Source organism: Microcoleus sp. S28C3 (assembly GCF_036700785.1).
In the GTDB taxonomy this organism is placed as follows: domain Bacteria; phylum Cyanobacteriota; class Cyanobacteriia; order Cyanobacteriales; family Microcoleaceae; genus Microcoleus; species Microcoleus asticus.
This window is the reverse complement of record NZ_JAUBPO010000018.1, coordinates 1-15,295: the sequence shown is the minus strand read 5'-3', so window position 1 is coordinate 15,295 and position 15,295 is coordinate 1. Positions and strand designations below refer to the sequence as shown.

General features: G+C 46.7%; 16 protein-coding genes. 7 read left to right on the top strand and 9 right to left on the bottom strand.

Annotated elements, in window-relative coordinates; all coding sequences use genetic code 11:
- Positions 1-383: 383 nt before the first annotated feature.
- Positions 384-1,289 (bottom strand): alpha/beta hydrolase, encoded by a 906-nt coding sequence (locus QUA13_RS07850; RefSeq protein ID WP_333197790.1) that lies wholly within the window; start codon positions 1,287-1,289, stop codon positions 384-386.
- A 529-nt stretch (positions 1,290-1,818) separates the two neighbouring features.
- On the opposite strand from QUA13_RS07850, the gene QUA13_RS07845 reads away from it, so the two are divergent.
- A complete protein-coding gene (locus QUA13_RS07845) occupies positions 1,819-2,436 on the top strand; it encodes a hypothetical protein (RefSeq protein WP_333191631.1) in 618 nt (205 codons plus the stop codon).
- Here the strand turns inward: QUA13_RS07845 and QUA13_RS07840 are convergent.
- Complete coding sequence (locus tag QUA13_RS07840; protein WP_333197789.1) at positions 2,404-3,336, bottom strand: hypothetical protein; 933 nt, start codon at positions 3,334-3,336, stop codon at positions 2,404-2,406. The genes QUA13_RS07845 and QUA13_RS07840 overlap by 33 nt on opposite strands.
- 361 nt (positions 3,337-3,697) lie before the next feature.
- On the opposite strand from QUA13_RS07840, the gene QUA13_RS07835 reads away from it, so the two are divergent.
- From QUA13_RS07835 to QUA13_RS07820, 4 genes are all read left to right on the top strand, one after another.
- Positions 3,698-3,958, top strand: a complete 261-nt coding sequence (locus QUA13_RS07835; RefSeq protein WP_333197788.1) for a hypothetical protein — start codon at positions 3,698-3,700, stop codon at positions 3,956-3,958.
- A 742-nt stretch (positions 3,959-4,700) separates the two neighbouring features.
- Complete coding sequence (locus tag QUA13_RS07830) at positions 4,701-5,609, top strand: MBL fold metallo-hydrolase (protein ID WP_333197840.1); 909 nt, start codon at positions 4,701-4,703, stop codon at positions 5,607-5,609.
- Between the two features lie 236 nt (positions 5,610-5,845).
- A complete protein-coding gene (locus QUA13_RS07825) occupies positions 5,846-7,063 on the top strand; it encodes a bifunctional riboflavin kinase/FAD synthetase (RefSeq protein WP_333197787.1) in 1,218 nt (405 codons plus the stop codon).
- A 163-nt stretch (positions 7,064-7,226) separates the two neighbouring features.
- Positions 7,227-8,135, top strand: coding sequence for an AAA family ATPase (locus QUA13_RS07820; protein ID WP_172188278.1), 909 nt, complete (start codon positions 7,227-7,229; stop codon positions 8,133-8,135).
- Between the two features lie 157 nt (positions 8,136-8,292).
- Here QUA13_RS07820 and QUA13_RS07815 read toward each other — a convergent pair whose 3' ends face one another.
- From QUA13_RS07815 to QUA13_RS07805, 3 genes are all read right to left on the bottom strand, one after another.
- Positions 8,293-9,492 carry a glycosyltransferase gene (locus QUA13_RS07815; protein WP_333197785.1) on the bottom strand — a complete coding sequence of 400 codons (1,200 nt, stop codon included), beginning with the start codon at positions 9,490-9,492 and terminating at the stop codon, positions 8,293-8,295.
- Positions 9,493-9,520: 28 nt separating this feature from the next.
- Positions 9,521-9,679: a hypothetical protein gene (locus tag QUA13_RS07810; RefSeq protein ID WP_333197784.1), complete on the bottom strand. Its 159-nt coding sequence runs from the start codon at positions 9,677-9,679 to the stop codon at positions 9,521-9,523.
- Between the two features lie 208 nt (positions 9,680-9,887).
- On the bottom strand, positions 9,888-10,076 hold the full coding sequence (locus QUA13_RS07805; protein ID WP_333197783.1) for a hypothetical protein: 189 nt from the start codon (positions 10,074-10,076) through the stop codon (positions 9,888-9,890).
- A 114-nt stretch (positions 10,077-10,190) separates the two neighbouring features.
- On the opposite strand from QUA13_RS07805, the gene QUA13_RS07800 reads away from it, so the two are divergent.
- The gene (locus QUA13_RS07800) at positions 10,191-10,517 is read left to right on the top strand and encodes an MgPME-cyclase complex family protein (RefSeq protein WP_333197782.1); all 327 of its coding nucleotides are present in this window, start codon (positions 10,191-10,193) and stop codon (positions 10,515-10,517) included.
- A 65-nt stretch (positions 10,518-10,582) separates the two neighbouring features.
- Positions 10,583-11,251: a hypothetical protein gene (locus QUA13_RS07795; RefSeq protein ID WP_333197781.1), complete on the top strand. Its 669-nt coding sequence runs from the start codon at positions 10,583-10,585 to the stop codon at positions 11,249-11,251.
- 81 nt (positions 11,252-11,332) lie between these two features.
- Here the strand turns inward: QUA13_RS07795 and QUA13_RS07790 are convergent, their stop codons facing one another.
- From QUA13_RS07790 to QUA13_RS07775, 4 genes are all read right to left on the bottom strand, one after another.
- Positions 11,333-13,474 carry a tetratricopeptide repeat protein gene (locus tag QUA13_RS07790; RefSeq protein ID WP_333197780.1) on the bottom strand — a complete coding sequence of 714 codons (2,142 nt, stop codon included), beginning with the start codon at positions 13,472-13,474 and terminating at the stop codon, positions 11,333-11,335.
- Between the two features lie 114 nt (positions 13,475-13,588).
- A complete protein-coding gene (locus QUA13_RS07785; RefSeq protein ID WP_333197779.1) occupies positions 13,589-13,816 on the bottom strand; it encodes a hypothetical protein in 228 nt (75 codons plus the stop codon).
- A gap of 116 nt (positions 13,817-13,932) precedes the next feature.
- Positions 13,933-14,874: an NAD-dependent epimerase/dehydratase family protein gene (locus QUA13_RS07780; protein WP_333197778.1), complete on the bottom strand. Its 942-nt coding sequence runs from the start codon at positions 14,872-14,874 to the stop codon at positions 13,933-13,935.
- Between the two features lie 218 nt (positions 14,875-15,092).
- A partial coding sequence (locus QUA13_RS07775) for a hypothetical protein (protein WP_333197777.1) occupies positions 15,093-15,295 on the bottom strand: 203 nt, incomplete at its 5' end.

Sequence of the window (15,295 nt, the reverse complement as noted above, 5' to 3'; positions counted from 1 at the left end):
GATTTTAGATTTTAGATTTTAGATTTACTTCACAGATGAATCTGGGATCTCAAACTTCGGTCTAAAATTTTGGGATAGACCCTCAGTCGATTTTAGATTTTAGATTTACTTCACAGATGAATCTGGGATCTCAAACTTTGGTCTAAAATTTTGGGATAAAGCCTCAATAGCGTCGGGGGCTTGTGCCTGTTGTTGGGCGGGAGAATTGGGAATTAGGGATTGGCGATTGGGAATTGGGAATTAATCTTCCTTCTTCCCTCTGACTTCTTCCTTCTTGCCTCGAACCTCGAACCTCCATCCGTTACATCCGTTACATCCCGTACATTGCTCGTTGCCGAACCTGCATCCTTTAAATCCGTTAAAAAATCCGTTGCCGAACTTCTTCAGCCTTCCGAAAGCAATTTTAGATATTGCCGAATTAAGCCAATAGTCACAGCGGGAATTTCTAACTGCGGAGTCAAACCTACGTTTTCCAGAGATTGAAAAACTTTGATTGCTTCGGGGTTGAGGTTGGCTAACCGCTGGCCGATATCGGGCCCGGTAAACTGCGATTTTTCTCCCCAAATAATCGCTGTCGGTGTTGTTAGCTGAGTGATGTACAGCGACAAATCAAAGCACAAATCTCCCCGCACAAAAGACAGGGCGGCATATTCTGCATTTGGTTCCAAAGCAGATTCGAGGTAAGCGTCTACAATTTCTTGGTAAACGCGACGGGAATCGGAAAATTGGCGCTGTTCTAGGAAGCTACGGATGCCGCCGTCTGTGGCGATTCCGGTACTGTAGAGCAATTTGTCTAAAATTGGGGTGTTGACTAGCTTAGCGAAGAAACTGCTGCCGTAATCTTGTCCGAAGTCCGACAAACCGCTGGGTATCGTCAAAATTAGGGATTTGAAGAGATCCGGCCGCGCGATCGCCGCTCGAATCGCGATCGCCCCCGTCAGGGAAGAAGCGATCGCATCTGTCGGACTGTCACAAGTTTTTTCGATAAATTCGATCAAAGTTGTGATATAATCTTCAACTTGATAATTTCTCGGCGGATGTTCCGATCGCCCCCAACCGATTAAATCAGGTGCTAAAATTCGATATTCGGCCGCAAAAGCCGGATAAACTTTCGACCATTCGTAGGCACTCGACCCGCCCCCAAAACCGTGAAAAAATACTAAATTCGGTTTATTTTCCGAAGTTGAGGTCGGCAACCCGATCCAAGGCATTTTTTCAGCCGTGTAGTAAACCATTCTGCCGAGAGAAGTAACTACCGATCGCTGACCGAAGCCGAGGGGTACAAGCATAAATAAACCTCTATCACTGTTATATTTTAGATTTTTGTCCGCCGCCCCGTCTTTGTTTGAAAAAATGGCAAAGCAGGTGGCGTTTTTGTAAAGATTGAGTAATGATTTAAATCTATTTTAGTACAGGTGAAGCGTGAAACTACAGACAGCAAGTAAGTTTTGCGATTTGGGCAATTCGGCGGTGTAGTTATCCTCACCCTTGCAAACTACCGCCGATCGGAGATAATAGCAAAATGATGGGTAAGACCCCTCAACGCAATAGAGTCTGTTCGCCAACCCGGAAAGCAGGCGCTCGGAAAGCAGGAGTATTAGGACTGGCTTTCAGGCAGGCGGAAGGTTAGCCGACGCTCGCCAATCACGAATAATTAATCACGATATTTTGCGGAGCAGTGGCTTTTGAGGTCGAAAGTCTTTGTTGGAGGGGGGCGATCGGGTTTCGATTCCTAATTGCAGGTTTAGCAATCACGGGCCTCGCCGTTATCACTTCCAAAACAGAAGAAACAACTAATCTCAGGGAGGTCTACAAAAAATGCAACTGCTCAGGAAACGGGATCGCGAGGGTTTTATGGTTGATGCGAAAAGTCTTCAATCTGACGGGTTTGCAGAATTTGATACAGCCTATCGAAGCATGGATTTAAACGGCAAAAAGTCTGTAGTCGCCACTCCAGAACGCTCAGGCGCAGGGTCAGAGGTGCGATCGCGCGCCGCCACCGTACCGGCGATCGTCCGCCTAGCTTTAGAAGATTTGAAATGCTTTGAAGTAGTAGAACACCAGTTTGCACATTGGGGGGTTACTTTTACCAATGCCGTCGCCATCCAACCTTCAAACCCAGCATTTTTCACGGGTTCTGGGACAACAGTGTTAATGGGAGCCCCAAAAAGCGGACTGATAGAAGTAACTTTTAAGCATCCAGTTCGCTGGGTGTCAGGACTTGTTACCAGCTCGCGGCGAACTGTTTTATCTGCTTGCGACATCGACGGCAACCCAATTGTTCAGGATGAAATGCCGGCGCCCAATCTGGCCGGGTCTAATTCTCCGATCGCTCCTAGCGCTCCCCTGCGCGTAAAAGCTCCGAATATTCATCGAATTACTTTTTACGCTTTTGACGGTCAGCTAGTAGTCGATGACTTGATTTTTGGATTTTAGAGCAAAGCCATAAGTAGCGTCCCAAGTCTGCAAACCTTCGAGAAGGGCATTGCGGACTAAAGCTTCTGGTTCCCGACTCAGCATCAGGCGAAAGCACTCGGCAGCGCGGGAACGGGCGATCGAACTATTGACAGAACTCACAGGGCCAAACCCACCCTTATTCACCAAATCGGTCATTTGCCGCACTGCAATCAAACGCTTCACGGGGTCAGGATCGGTCAAATCTGCCAGGATGCGATCGAGCGCCACTTCATCTTTTGAGGCGCCCAGACTCAGCGCTTGCCGCAGCAACAGCCCTGCAATCGCGATCGTGCCAAAGTTCTGCAAAATCAGGCTCAAAGCCATCCAGTGGCTCTCGGAGTCCGCCCAAATCGCCAAACTCATGTAAGCGCCCAAGGTTGCAATCCCGCCGGTGCCCACGGCTAAAACAAATCGGCGGTTCGGGCCCTCCCAAAATTGCTCGCCTTTCGATCGCAGCAATTGCCAGTCCCACGACTGCCCTCGGTAAACCACCATCATCGCTGCTATCCCCAGGCCCGTGGAAAACAGTAACTGACTGTTCCACCACCCCCAAACTGCTGCCAGGGTGACAACTGCCAGCCAACCTTTCGATCGAGTCAAACCCTCTAGCAGCCACTTGAGAAAGGCAGTAGAAACCACAGGCGATCGATCCCGGGAAGTCTTGCCATCTACTCTCCGGCGCTTTGTTGCGGCTGTCTGGCCTGTCGCTGCTGGGGTTCCCGGCGGGCGATCGTCCGAACTAAATTCCCTCAAAGCTCGGGCCTCAGTCATTTCTAAGGACAGCTCGCTCGACGGGTGCAGATCGAGTTCCAAAGTGCGATCGGACACTTTCACTGGCGATCGATTCAGCTTGGTTGTAGTTTTTTTAACTTTATCCATACTGAGTTTTTTTACAAATAACTTTAACTTATACCCGTTTCAATAAACTCTACAACTGTCTGCCTGTTTCAAACCATTACACAATCAGTCTTTACCGATCTAAAATCTAAAATGGTACGATCCAGGCTTTTTTACCACTGATTTAGATTATCGGAAACCAAGAGTCTTAGACTCTATAATACCAGAAATTTAAACTCGTGGTGAGTACGGCAACTTGGTAGAATTCCGATAAATCATTACCAAAGATAGAGTAATTGAAGATTGTTGAGAAAAGCACAACAGTTCAACCAAGGGCGATCGGAGTTGGGCTGAGGGCAAAAAAACGAAAAATTTTTAATTTCAGAAAATAGGGCAATTTTGGGTGATTGAATTCGTCCGCCGAGAAATGCGCGAGGAAAATTTAGTTTTTTGCCCGCAGCCCCGAACGATCGCTGTCCCCGGCTGTCAAATGATGCTCGGTTCACAGCTTGACCCCGCCCAAAAACGGATACAAGTTTCCGACACTCGCGGTGCAGAAGCAAAAATTTTAGACTCTCGTTCAAGGTCCCAGATTCATCTGTGGAGTAAATCTCAAATCTCAAATCGTTCGACTGAGCGCGACTCGACGGCTCGACTCGGCTGAGCGCTCGCCGAAGTCTAAAATTAAAAATCGACTGAGGGTTAGCTGGACGGACAGCAGTCTCCGGGCAGGCCGAGAATCCAGACAGTATTGTTTGATAATTAATAGCAGGAGCATTCCTAAACTGCTAAGATTTTGGAATTAATGGGAGTTGAGTTAATTAAATCGGCTTCTTGTTAAAAGGAGTCCCCGATCCTCATAGGTAGGGGTTCGGTGGCGGGAGCATATCAAGTCCGGTAAATTAACCGTAATTATTTTAGGGGCCGTCCCGTCACGCCCGATCGGCAATATCAGCCAGATATCGGCGTCAACCCGCCCCTGCGCCTGGATATTATGGTCGATCGACCCGATTAGATAGCAGGAAGGGCATCATCCGGGTTCAAACCCGTGAAGCAGCAGCGCCAACAATCAACCGCGCGATCCAGTTCGGCAAGTGCGGAGGCTGGAAAAACAGCGGCTTTTGACCAAACTCAGGCACAACTTCTGCCCCAAACTGTGTCTGCGGAGGTTAGGCTAGTGAAGAGAAGAAAAGAAAACTTACGATCGAGACTTGATTAGTCTACCTTGTAATTTCTTGCTCAGTTGTCAAGCCCAACAGTTTTGCATTCTCTGGCAAGCGAGACTCTTGGCACTTCCAACAAGTGCGTTTCTCGACCGTCAAAGAGCTTGGGTTTGATGGTAAAGCCCCTACCAGTATGTAAACACCTTACCGATGGCTCGCCGGAACAATCTTGCAGGAAAACCCATATCTAGTATGCAAAATCAATTCACGGTTCACTTCTGGGGCGTTAGAGGTAGCATAGCCTCTCCTGGGGCTGAAACAGTACGTTACGGGGGTAACACGCCCTGTATAGAAATGCGAGTGGGTGACAGTCGCCTAATTTTCGATGGCGGTACAGGATTGCGGGTTTTGGGACAAACTCTCCTGTCCCAGATGCCCGTAGAAGCTCATATGTTTTTTACTCACTCTCACTGGGATCACATTCAAGGATTCCCATTTTTTGTCCCAGCTTTTATTAAGGGCAATTGTTTTCATATCTATGGGGCAGTTGCTCCTTCTCCTAATAACGCTACTATCCAGCAGCGGCTCCACGACCAAATGCTCCACCCGAATTTTCCGGTGCCCCTGCAAATTATGGGGGCAGACCTGAAATTTAACGATATAGAAGTGGGCCAACCGCTGGAAATCGGAGATATTAAGGTGGAAACTGCTTTGTTGAACCATCCCGGGGAAGCTGTAGGCTACCGCGTAAACTGGCGGGGGTATTCGGCTGCTTACGTGACTGATACCGAACATTTGCCCGACCGTTTGGACGAAAATGTGGTGTATTTGGCCCGCGATGCTGAGGTGCTGATCTACGACGCTACTTATACCGATGAGGAGTATTATTCGGAGAAGAGCAGTAAGGTCGGCTGGGGACATTCGACTTGGCAGGAAGCGGTCAAGGTGGCAAAGGCTGCTAATGTCAAAAAGTTGGTGATTTTTCACCACGACCCGCTGCACAATGACGAGTTTTTAGACAGGGTGGGAGAACAAGTTGCTCAAAGGTTCCCCAACAGTTTGATGGCGCGGGAAGGTTTGTCGTTACAGTTGCTGCCTCCCGATCGCGATTTGTCTCAAGAGTCGGTGCAAGCGCCTAAAGTGCCTGTCTGATGGATTTGAGATTGCCAGATAGTTCTGAAATCTTGAGGTCGGAAATCTCAAATTTAAGTTAGGGCTGACCTCAAAGACGCATACAAGCCTCCGACTGCTGTTGTGGAAAACCAAAAAGTTGAGACCAAAGTTCAATCTCCCAGATTGCATCTGTGGAGTCAATTCTAAAATCTAAAATCTAAAATCTAAAATCGACTGGCGATCGCAATCTGGCTAAGTATGTCAAAATATTAAGCGTGTGGGTAACTTCTTCTTGTACGGCTGTTCTGACTCCAACTTCTGTTGCCTTGGGAAACTTTGACGGTTTGCACCTAGGGCATCGACAAGTCGTGCAGCCAATAATTTTAAATCGATCGGCTGGGCAAAATTCTGCGACGGTTTCGGAGACGGGGCAAAACTGGCGCTCAAACGCTGGCAGAGATAAAAATTTGGACAGCGAACCTCCGGCGACCTGGGAGAATGACTCAGCAGCACCGCTCGATCGAGCCGACAAGCACCATAATTTCGAGGGTTTGATAGGCCCCAGGGCAGAGGGCAACAGCCTCTCTGGTCGCGATGATGATGGGGTCGATCGACTTTACAGCACTGTGGTGACCTTCGATCCCCACCCGCAAGAATTTTTTACGGGTCAACCGAAAAAACTGCTGACGCCTCTGGCAGAAAAGGTAGAATTGCTCGCAGCAATGGGCGTCGAGCAACTTGTGCTGCTGCCGTTCGATCGAGAATTGGCTGCTTTGACTGCTTGTGAGTTTGTCGAGAAAATTTTGGTGCAACAACTACAAGCAAGTCGAATTAGTGTGGGGGTTGATTTTCGGTTTGGACGGGGACGCGCTGGGACGGCTGTGGATTTGCAGTCGATCGCCTCGGGTTACGGTATTGATGTTGCTCTTGTACCCCTGCACAATTGCGGTGAGGGCGATCGGATCAGCAGTTCTGCAATCCGCGAAGGTCTGGCATCCGGCGACCTCACAAGAGCGAATCAGTTGCTGGGGCGACCTTACAGTTTAGTCGGGACTGTGGTTGGCGGACAGCGGCTGGGCAGAACGATCGGATTTCCTACTGCTAATATCGAACTGCCGCCGGAAAAATTTTTGCCACGTTATGGCGTGTACGCGGTGCGAGTCTCGCTGAAGCATGGATGGGAAAAGATGAAAGATGAAAGTTCTTCCTATCAGCGGGAAAACCCCAAATCTGTAATTCCCGACACAGCATCAAATTTATCTTTTGTCAATGGGGTGATGAATGTTGGTTGCCGCCCGACGGTAGACGGCCTGCAACCCACTGTGGAAGTTCACCTGTTAGATTGGTCTGGGGATTTGTACGGTCAAACCTTGAGCGCGAGTTTGGTAGAGTTTTTGCGACCAGAACAAAAATTCGCTTCTCTGGATGCTCTCAAAACTCAAATTCAGGCAGATTGCGATATTGCTAGAAGCCTCTTAACTGCTAAAGTCTAATAATTATCTGATCTAGAACGGGCGATCGGTTTAAAAAATGGTGCAAGATGAGTCAGACTAAATTCTAGTTGGACAAATCGGAAGTCCGCAAGGCAAAGACTTAAGATTTGAGCAATTTGATGTTCGATCAACAATTAGCAATTAGCAATTAGCAATCAGGGATATGAGACAACATATTGAGCGGCTCAAACAAAATCTAGGCAAGACTATTGTTGGCAAAGCTGATGCTATTCGCTTGGTGCTGGTAGCTGTGCTTTCGGGTGGGCACGCGCTGCTGGAAGATGTGCCGGGTGTGGGAAAAACTCTGCTGGCGAAGTCTTTGGCGCGATCGATCGATGGGAAGTTTCAGCGGATTCAGTGCACTCCCGATTTGTTACCGACGGATATCACCGGTACTAATATTTGGAATCCGCGCAGCGGAGAGTTTGAGTTTTTGCCCGGGCCAGTTTTTGCTAATGTTTTGCTTGCCGATGAAATCAATCGGGCGACGCCGCGAACTCAGTCAGCTTTGCTGGAGGTGATGGAAGAAAAGCAGGTGACAGTAGATGGAGTTTCTCGGAATGTTCCCGCGCCGTTTTTTGTGATTGCGACTCAGAACCCGATCGAATATCAAGGCACTTTTCCGCTACCGGAAGCGCAGATGGATCGGTTTACTTTGTCTTTGACTTTGGGCTATCCCGCTGCATTGGAAGAGTTGCAAATGTTGGAACGGCTTTCTGATAGTTTTGCTGTTGAAGATTTGCAGCCTTGTATTTCTTTGGAAGAAGTGCAGGAATTGCGCCGTTTGTGCGCTGCTGTGAAGGTGGAAGGTTCTTTGAAACAGTATATTGTAGATTTGGTGCGATCGACGCGGGAAGATGAGGAGATTACTCTGGGGGTGAGTCCCCGGGGTGCGGTGGCTTTGCACCGGGCGTCCCAGGCTTTGGCGTTTATGGAGGGCCGGGATTATGGGACTCCTGATGATGTGAAATATTTGGCACCGCACGTACTGTCTCACAGGTTGATTCCGGCGGGGGGAAGGAGGGCTAAGGCGATCGTTGACAAGTTGTTGCGGTCTGTTCCTATTCCTTAAAAAGTTTGTAAGTAGGTTGCTTTAATTAAAGGAACAGGCAAGATGCCTGTTCCACAAACAATTAATTTTCCTGTGGGGTGGGCAGAATATCCCGCCCTTGAAAGACTTATTAATAATGGTGCAAAATGTCAGTTAATCAATAGGTTTTGCACCATTTTCAAGCACTCTCAAACAGCGCGACTAATTTTTTTGCCTCTAAATCAACATTGTGTTGTTGAGCAACCCGTTCTGCTCCTGTTTTCCCCATTTGTTCTAGCTTTTCTACAGGTGCTTCCAATACCGCGCGCATCGCTACCGCTAATGCTTCTGCGGAACCGGGAGGAACTAACCAACCGCAAACACCGGGTTCTACGAGCTCCGGGATGCCAGCAACATAAGTGCTAATTACGGGGCGATTGAGAGCGAGGGCTTCCATAATTACGACGGGCAAACCTTCAGCAAAACTCGGCAATACCATTGCCCGCGAAGCTAAAATCTCTTGCTGAACTCGATCGCCACTGGCCCAGCCGGTAATTTCTATATGATTTTGCAGACCGAGTTGCAGAATCTGCTGTTCAATATCCGATCGCAGCGGCCCGTCTCCTACGAGTACCAACTTAAACTCTAAGCCTTGAACTGCTAGCAATTTAGCAGCTTCTAGCAATAACAAATGACCTTTTTGTTCGCTGAGCCGGCCAATGCAAGCTAAGCGGGGTGCTGCCGGTATGGGGACGTAGGGTGCAGCTAAAAATGCAGCATCTACGCCGCAGTGTATGACGTGAATTTTTGACCAAAAAGTGCGATCGCACCACCGAAAAAGCTGACTTTTACCGAAGGAACTAACTGCTGCTACAAAGGTAGATCGTTTAATTTTTTCGTCTAAGGAAAGAAGTGTGGCTTTATCAAATTCTTCAGGCCCGTGAACGGTGAAACTGTAAGTCGGGCCGCCAAGCACGCGGCACAGCATTGCGACTGTTGTCGAATTTGTCCCGAAGTGAGCGTGAACGTGTGCGATACCCGATTCTGCAAACCAATTTAAAAGAATGCAAGCCTCTGCTAAATAAGCTAGATGCAGCAAAATCCCCCGTTCCGAGTGCCAGCCAACTTTGAACATTAACCGCACAGCTTCGATGAATCGAATCGGTCTAGTTGCGGCAACGCGCAGCAAAGCCGACGCTAACCCCTGTACACCAACTCCTAAGATTACTTTAGTCAATTCTTGCTCTAGTTTGTCGGCCCCATCAACGAGTTCTGACTCGCAGGATCGGATCGAAAAACGTGCGACTTTCATGCCGCAATTTTCAACGGCTAGCACTTCTCTGCGGACAAAGCTGTGGCTGACTTTGGGATATTGGTTAACTAAATAAGCGATGTTCATGAACGGGGAGAAAATTTTATGGTAAAACTTAGATTAGTTTAGCCTTTAGCTGCATTCCCTGGGCAATAAATTTAGCTGATTTGTTGAGCTTATTTGAGCATGGGTGGAGGGCGATCGCTTTTGGCGGAACAGAGGAAGTGACAGCGGGGCGATCGCTATTCCGGCGCGAGCAAATCCATCCACACATTTTACATTTTTAATACAATAGTCAGAACTGTTTTTAGGTAGTAGTCACAAACCCTTCATTTTCACCCAGGTAGCTCGTCGATCGCCCAATCGCCATGAAAGCCTTATTTTAGGTTTGGCAATCAAAAACTGTCCGAAGTGTTTTCATATGCAAACTACTCCCAATTAGGTTGAAGAACCCCCTGATTGTCTCAATAATTGGTAATTATTCAACGTGCAATTCCATCTAATTTCCTATTGTCACCTAAATTTTCCACAAAATCACCCGCCAGAAAAATAATCGCCCCAATCCCCAAACAACCCGCAACTCCCCCAACTCTCACCACCAAAAATTTTTCTGAGGCGACTTGCTCTGCATCTACCCAAGATGACAGCAAATAAGGTAAAGTAAACGGCACAAGAGTCTAGAGCTCTCCAACAACCGCAACTGAGCAAACCCGCCCCTGACCAGCAAAACTGGCAGATACAGGCGGCATTAACCGCTAACCGTCAACCCCTAACAACCGAGAAAAATGCAAACCTACTACTACGTTTTAGCCAGCCAACGCTTTTTGCTAGAAGAAGAAGCCCTCGATGAAGTGTTTAAAGAAAGAACACGCAACTACAATGAACAAGAAAAACAAATAGACTTCTGGCTAGTCAAACAGCCCGCTTTCCTAGAAGCACCGACAATGGCAGAAGTTAAAGCAAAATGCCCTCAGCCAGCCGCCGCTATTATTTCTACCGATCCAGTCTTCATCACCTGGTTGAAACTGCGATTAGAATATGTACTGACAGGTGAATTTCCAGCACCATCACCAACTATTCCCGATGCCCTAGCCTCCCTACAGACAGCATGAATAAAATAGCCAAATCTCCGATAAAACAACTAACAACAATTAGGGGTAAACTGTACAAATTTATTTTGTCTATACCCCTATTTTCTGCAACTTCGACAGCCCTTTTAGTCTTAACAATTTTATCGAGTTCTGTTAAAGCTCAATCGAGCTGCCAACCGCCGCAGTCCGATGAATATCTACTGTTAATTGTCACCCCAACACCCGAACAGCAAGAAAGAGCAAAACGCTCTTTCCCTGGAAATACTAACAACACAGTTTGTCGGTACATCAATGACACGGTGACGCGAGTTGGTGGCTTTCGCGACTCACAAATCGCCAGCGATTGGGTTAAATACATCGAAGATGTTGTCGGATTGCAAGCTTACGTAGTACGATCGCCCGCAGCGGCGCTACCCCAAAATTTGCCAGTCTACAACCCTCAGCCAGCGCCCGATTCTGAACCAATCACCAATCCTCCAACGGGCAATCTTGCCTTCAATCCTCAACCCCTGGGCCCTGGTTATGCAGTGTTAGTAGATTACTTCAACCAACCGGAATTAGCCGCCCAAGTCAGGGAAGCATTAGGCACGCAATTAGGCTTAGCTTCCTACGGCCAGCGTCCCTTTTTATTCGTCGCTTATACAACGGATCAAAACGCCGCTACTGCTGCTGTAAAAACATTGAGCGATCGAGGTTTTTGGCCGATGTTAGTAGACAGCCGCCGAGTTACCGTAATTGCTCCCGCTGTTCGCTAAAAAATAATCTACCCCCACGATTATTGGGCTCGTGAAATAACTACTACACCCAAAGTTCTAGCAGAGGGGGACTAATAACAATTATTGTTGTTGTTGGGATTCTAGCGGGCTGCTTCCTAGCTGACTTTCTGCCCGCTTTTTTGCTTCCATTGCCGCTGCGTAATCCGGTTTGTAGCGAATTGCTTTGTCATAGGAGGCGATCGCATCTTCGTATCTTTTTACCGCCACAAGTGCATTGCCGCGGCTGTACCAGGCTTCCGAATAGTCAGGCTTGACATAGACGGCTTCATTGTAAGAGACTAGCGCATCTTCGTAGCGCTTTAAATTGTACTGAGCATTGCCTCTATTGTACCACGCTTGATATTCTTTCGGGTTTAAATCTAAGGCTCTGCTGTAACACTCAATTGCTTGTTCGTACCTGCGCAATTCGTGGTAAGACCAGCCTAAATTATACCACGCTTGATAATAATCCGGTTTTAATTTAACAGCTTTTTCGTAAGCTTCTACCGCTGCTTCATGCCTCCGCATTTTCAGCAAAGCAATGCCTTGACTGTACCACGCTTGATAAAAATTTGGCTGAAACCGCACGGCTTTTTCGTAGGCTTCAAAAGCTTCTTGGTTTTTGTTTAATTCTAGGAATATATTGCCTAAATTGTACCAAGCTTCATAATTATCGAATTTGATTTCAAGTGCTTTTTGATAGGATTCTACGGAGCGATCGTACTGTTTTAATTTTTGGTAAGCTTGTCCCAGATTGTACCAAGAATGGTACAAATTGGACTGAAATTGTACAGCTTTTTCGTAGGATGCGATCGCCTCTTCGTACCGCTGGGAATCTAACAGAGTATCGCCTCTGCCTTCCCACGCGGAGGCATAGTCGGGCTGGATTTTCAAAGCGTTATCAAAAGATGCGATCGCCTCTTGAGACTGTTGCAACTTCTCCAAAGCATAACCGCGTCCCGTCCAAGCTTCCAAGTATTCCGGCTTTAATTCTATGGCTTTATCATAAGCTGACTGCGATTCTCGATATTTTTTCAATTCATATAAAGTTTTGGCTTTTTCCTGCCAAACTTCCGCGTAGTCCGGCCTGAGAGTTATTGCTCGTTCGTAAGCTGCCAGAGCTTCTTCAAATCGGCTTAAATTGTAAAGAGTATTGCCTCGGTTGTACAGGTCTGTTGCATTTGCAGAATTTAAAGTATTTACACCATAAATTGATGCTATAATACTGATGCCAATTAAACTAACGAGCGACAATATTTTAAAATGCAGTTTTTTTCTGGCTTTTACAGACTTATTCGCAGCAGCAACCGGAGGCAATACAGGAACCGTACCGCTGAAAGAATTTTTCAATTCTTTAATAGCTTGCAGCGTTTCGCCGGCACTAGAATAACGTTGCCGAAAATCGTACTTTACCATCTTATCTAAAATCTTTGCAAATTCAGGACTGACTGATGTTTTGTCCTGCCAAATAATTTCCTCTGTATCGGGATTTTTGGGCATTTGGTGAGGATTTATGCCAGTGAGAAACTGAATTGCGATCGCACCTGCGGCATAGATATCGCTGCTGAGTTTCGGGTTGCCGTGAGCTTGTTCGCTGGGCATATAACCGGGAGTACCGATGCTGACACTCAAGCTATTCTTGGGCTGAGGATTGGTGATTTGAGTAGTAATTTCTTTAACTGCGCCGAAGTCAATTAAAACTAATTTTCCGTCTCTATCTCTGCGGAGAATATTGCGGGGATTGACATCGCGGTGAATCACATTTTGCTGGTGTACAAAGTCTAAAATTTCGAGAAGTTCCTGCAATATACAAATGACTGCATCTTCCTGCATGACTCCCGCAGTTCCTCCTTGGTAAGGGGAACCCGCCCCAGCCCCCCCTTGGTTTGGGGGGGTTTGGGGGGGTATAATTTCTTGACTTAAATCGTGGCCTTCTATAAATTCTTGAACTAGATAAAACTCTTGATTCTCTTCAAAAAAAGCAAAAAGTCGGGGAATGCGATCGTGATTTCCCAACTTGTACAAAACTTGTGCTTCGGTATCGAATAAACGTCTAGCTACCTGTAGAGTTTCGGGATCTGTTGCTTGAGGTTTAAGCTGCTTGACGACGCAGAGGTGATTGCCTGGTAGCTGCTTATCTTCAGCTAAATAAGTTTGAGCAAATCCGCCGCCTCCCAAGTGACGGATAATACTGTAGCGATTGCCGAGTGTTATTCCAAGCATGAAATTCACCTAATATTTCCTAGTCTTTTGGAGAATTAGCTTCCAACCAAGATGTCAAATCTTCCGCGTTTGAAAAATATAACATGGCTTATCTAAATTTTTTAATTGGTCGCTCTACAACTGGGGAGTCCGGATTTCAATAAAATAAATTACAGGTGGGAATCCCTTGTGCAATTCTTCAATCATTAATTTAGTTCCATCAGTTGTTGCTGTATTGTACAAAGCTAGCTTGCCCAATGTCTGCCAGTTTAGAACTTGGATTTCAATAATTACCGACCTGTCGTTGTTGAGTTTTGCTATAACCTCTAAGTAGCTATCTTTTGCTCCGATGTAAGGTCCCATTGCGAACTTTACTGTGACAGCCTCTTTGCTTTCTTTCTTGTTCCCTCCCCTTAGTAAGGGGAGGCTTAGGGTGGGGTTATAGATTTTTGCTGGCGTTGGGATGCTCCTACTCTAACTTAACTTTGAACCGATTTCAAAATTTCATCATCGACTGAAAAATCTATCTCAGCTTTGTCCCTCCCCGAAACTACATAATCATTCTGAAAAGAATCTTTCAATCCCGAAACTAAGTCAAATTCCGGCTGCCAGTTAAGCTCGGTGACAGCTTTATTAACTGAAGCGAAAAAGTGCTGCAATCTCATAGGAAAAGCTTTCTTTTTGCCGAAGTCAAATTGTTTCGGCTCGTAGTGTAAAATCTTAATAGCATCAGGGGATTTGCCAGCCGCTTGAATGCAGGCACGGGCTAAACCGTCAAAGGTGACAAATCGATCGCCAGAAACGTTGTAAATTTGCCCGATCGCCCTTTCGTTAGCCAAAACCGCCGCCATGGCTTTAGCCAAATCCTGACAGTGCCCCAACTGCGTGAAGTGCATTCCGTTACCGGGAATCGGAATCGGTCGATCGCGCGCAATGCGATCGAAAAACCAAGCCTCCAAATCGTTATAATTTTGTGGTCCGTAAATGTAAGTCGGGCGAATAGAAGTCCAAGGCAAACCCGATGCGGCCAAGTAAGTTTCGGTTTCGCATTTACCCAAATGTCGGCTTTTAGGATCGGTAGCGTCCCCTTCCATATGAGGCATTTGATCCGACTTCAAATAAACCCCCGCAGAGCTCATGTAAACAAAGTGCTGCACCCGCCCTTTAAATATTTCAGCTAAAGGCTTTGTATCGCTGAGTTCGCGACCGTTGTTGTCAAAAACAGCGTCAAACTCGACCGTCGATAACTTTTCTTTTAGTTGTTCGACATTTGTGCGATCGCCCTGAATCTGTTTCACGCCCGAAACCGGTACCGACTTGTTGCCGCGGTTAAACAACACCACTTCATGCCCTTGTGCTGCTAAAATCTTAGTAAGATAAACCCCGATAAACCGAGTACCGCCCATCATTAAAATTCGCATTATTTTCGATGCTCCTTACAGTTAGTGTAAATATCTTACAATAAACTTATGCCTTACGGAAAAACAGGGTTTTTTACGAAAAAATATGGTAACAGCCATCAGCCCTGGTATAAAAACCCGGAACGCTAGAGTTTTTGTGCGCAAGTCCCGAAAGTCAGTTCTGTGCTTTACTAAAGTGCGATCGCTCAAAATAAACATATAGCAATATTTAAGACGATTCACACTTTCTCACTTGCTAAAACCCTGGCTTTTCTTCCTTCTTCCTCCTGTTTACCCGATGATCGCAAAGCAGAAGGGTCTTCTTCTTTCTTTCTTCCTTCTTCCTTCTTCCTTCTTCCTTCTTTCTTCTTCCTTCTTCCTTCTTCCTTCTTCCTTCTTCCTTCTTCCTTCTTCCTTCTTCCTTCTTCCTTCTTCCTTCTTC

Bases quoted from the DNA above. Each gene is read 5' to 3' on its own strand.
- QUA13_RS07780 (WP_333197778.1), bottom strand. From the start codon at position 14,874: ATGCGAATTTTAATGATGGGCGGTACTCGGTTTATCGGGGTTTATCTT.
- QUA13_RS07800 (WP_333197782.1), top strand. From the start codon at position 10,191: ATGCAAACCTACTACTACGTTTTAGCCAGCCAACGCTTTTTGCTAGAA.
- QUA13_RS07810 (WP_333197784.1), bottom strand. From the start codon at position 9,679: ATGTGTGGATGGATTTGCTCGCGCCGGAATAGCGATCGCCCCGCTGTC.
- QUA13_RS07785 (WP_333197779.1), bottom strand. From the start codon at position 13,816: ATGGGACCTTACATCGGAGCAAAAGATAGCTACTTAGAGGTTATAGCA.
- QUA13_RS07815 (WP_333197785.1), bottom strand. From the start codon at position 9,492: ATGAACATCGCTTATTTAGTTAACCAATATCCCAAAGTCAGCCACAGC.
- QUA13_RS07845 (WP_333191631.1), top strand. From the start codon at position 1,819: ATGCAACTGCTCAGGAAACGGGATCGCGAGGGTTTTATGGTTGATGCG.
- QUA13_RS07840 (WP_333197789.1), bottom strand. From the start codon at position 3,336: ATGGATAAAGTTAAAAAAACTACAACCAAGCTGAATCGATCGCCAGTG.
- QUA13_RS07790 (WP_333197780.1), bottom strand. From the start codon at position 13,474: ATGCTTGGAATAACACTCGGCAATCGCTACAGTATTATCCGTCACTTG.
- QUA13_RS07850 (WP_333197790.1), bottom strand. From the start codon at position 1,289: ATGCTTGTACCCCTCGGCTTCGGTCAGCGATCGGTAGTTACTTCTCTC.
- QUA13_RS07820 (WP_172188278.1), top strand. From the start codon at position 7,227: ATGAGACAACATATTGAGCGGCTCAAACAAAATCTAGGCAAGACTATT.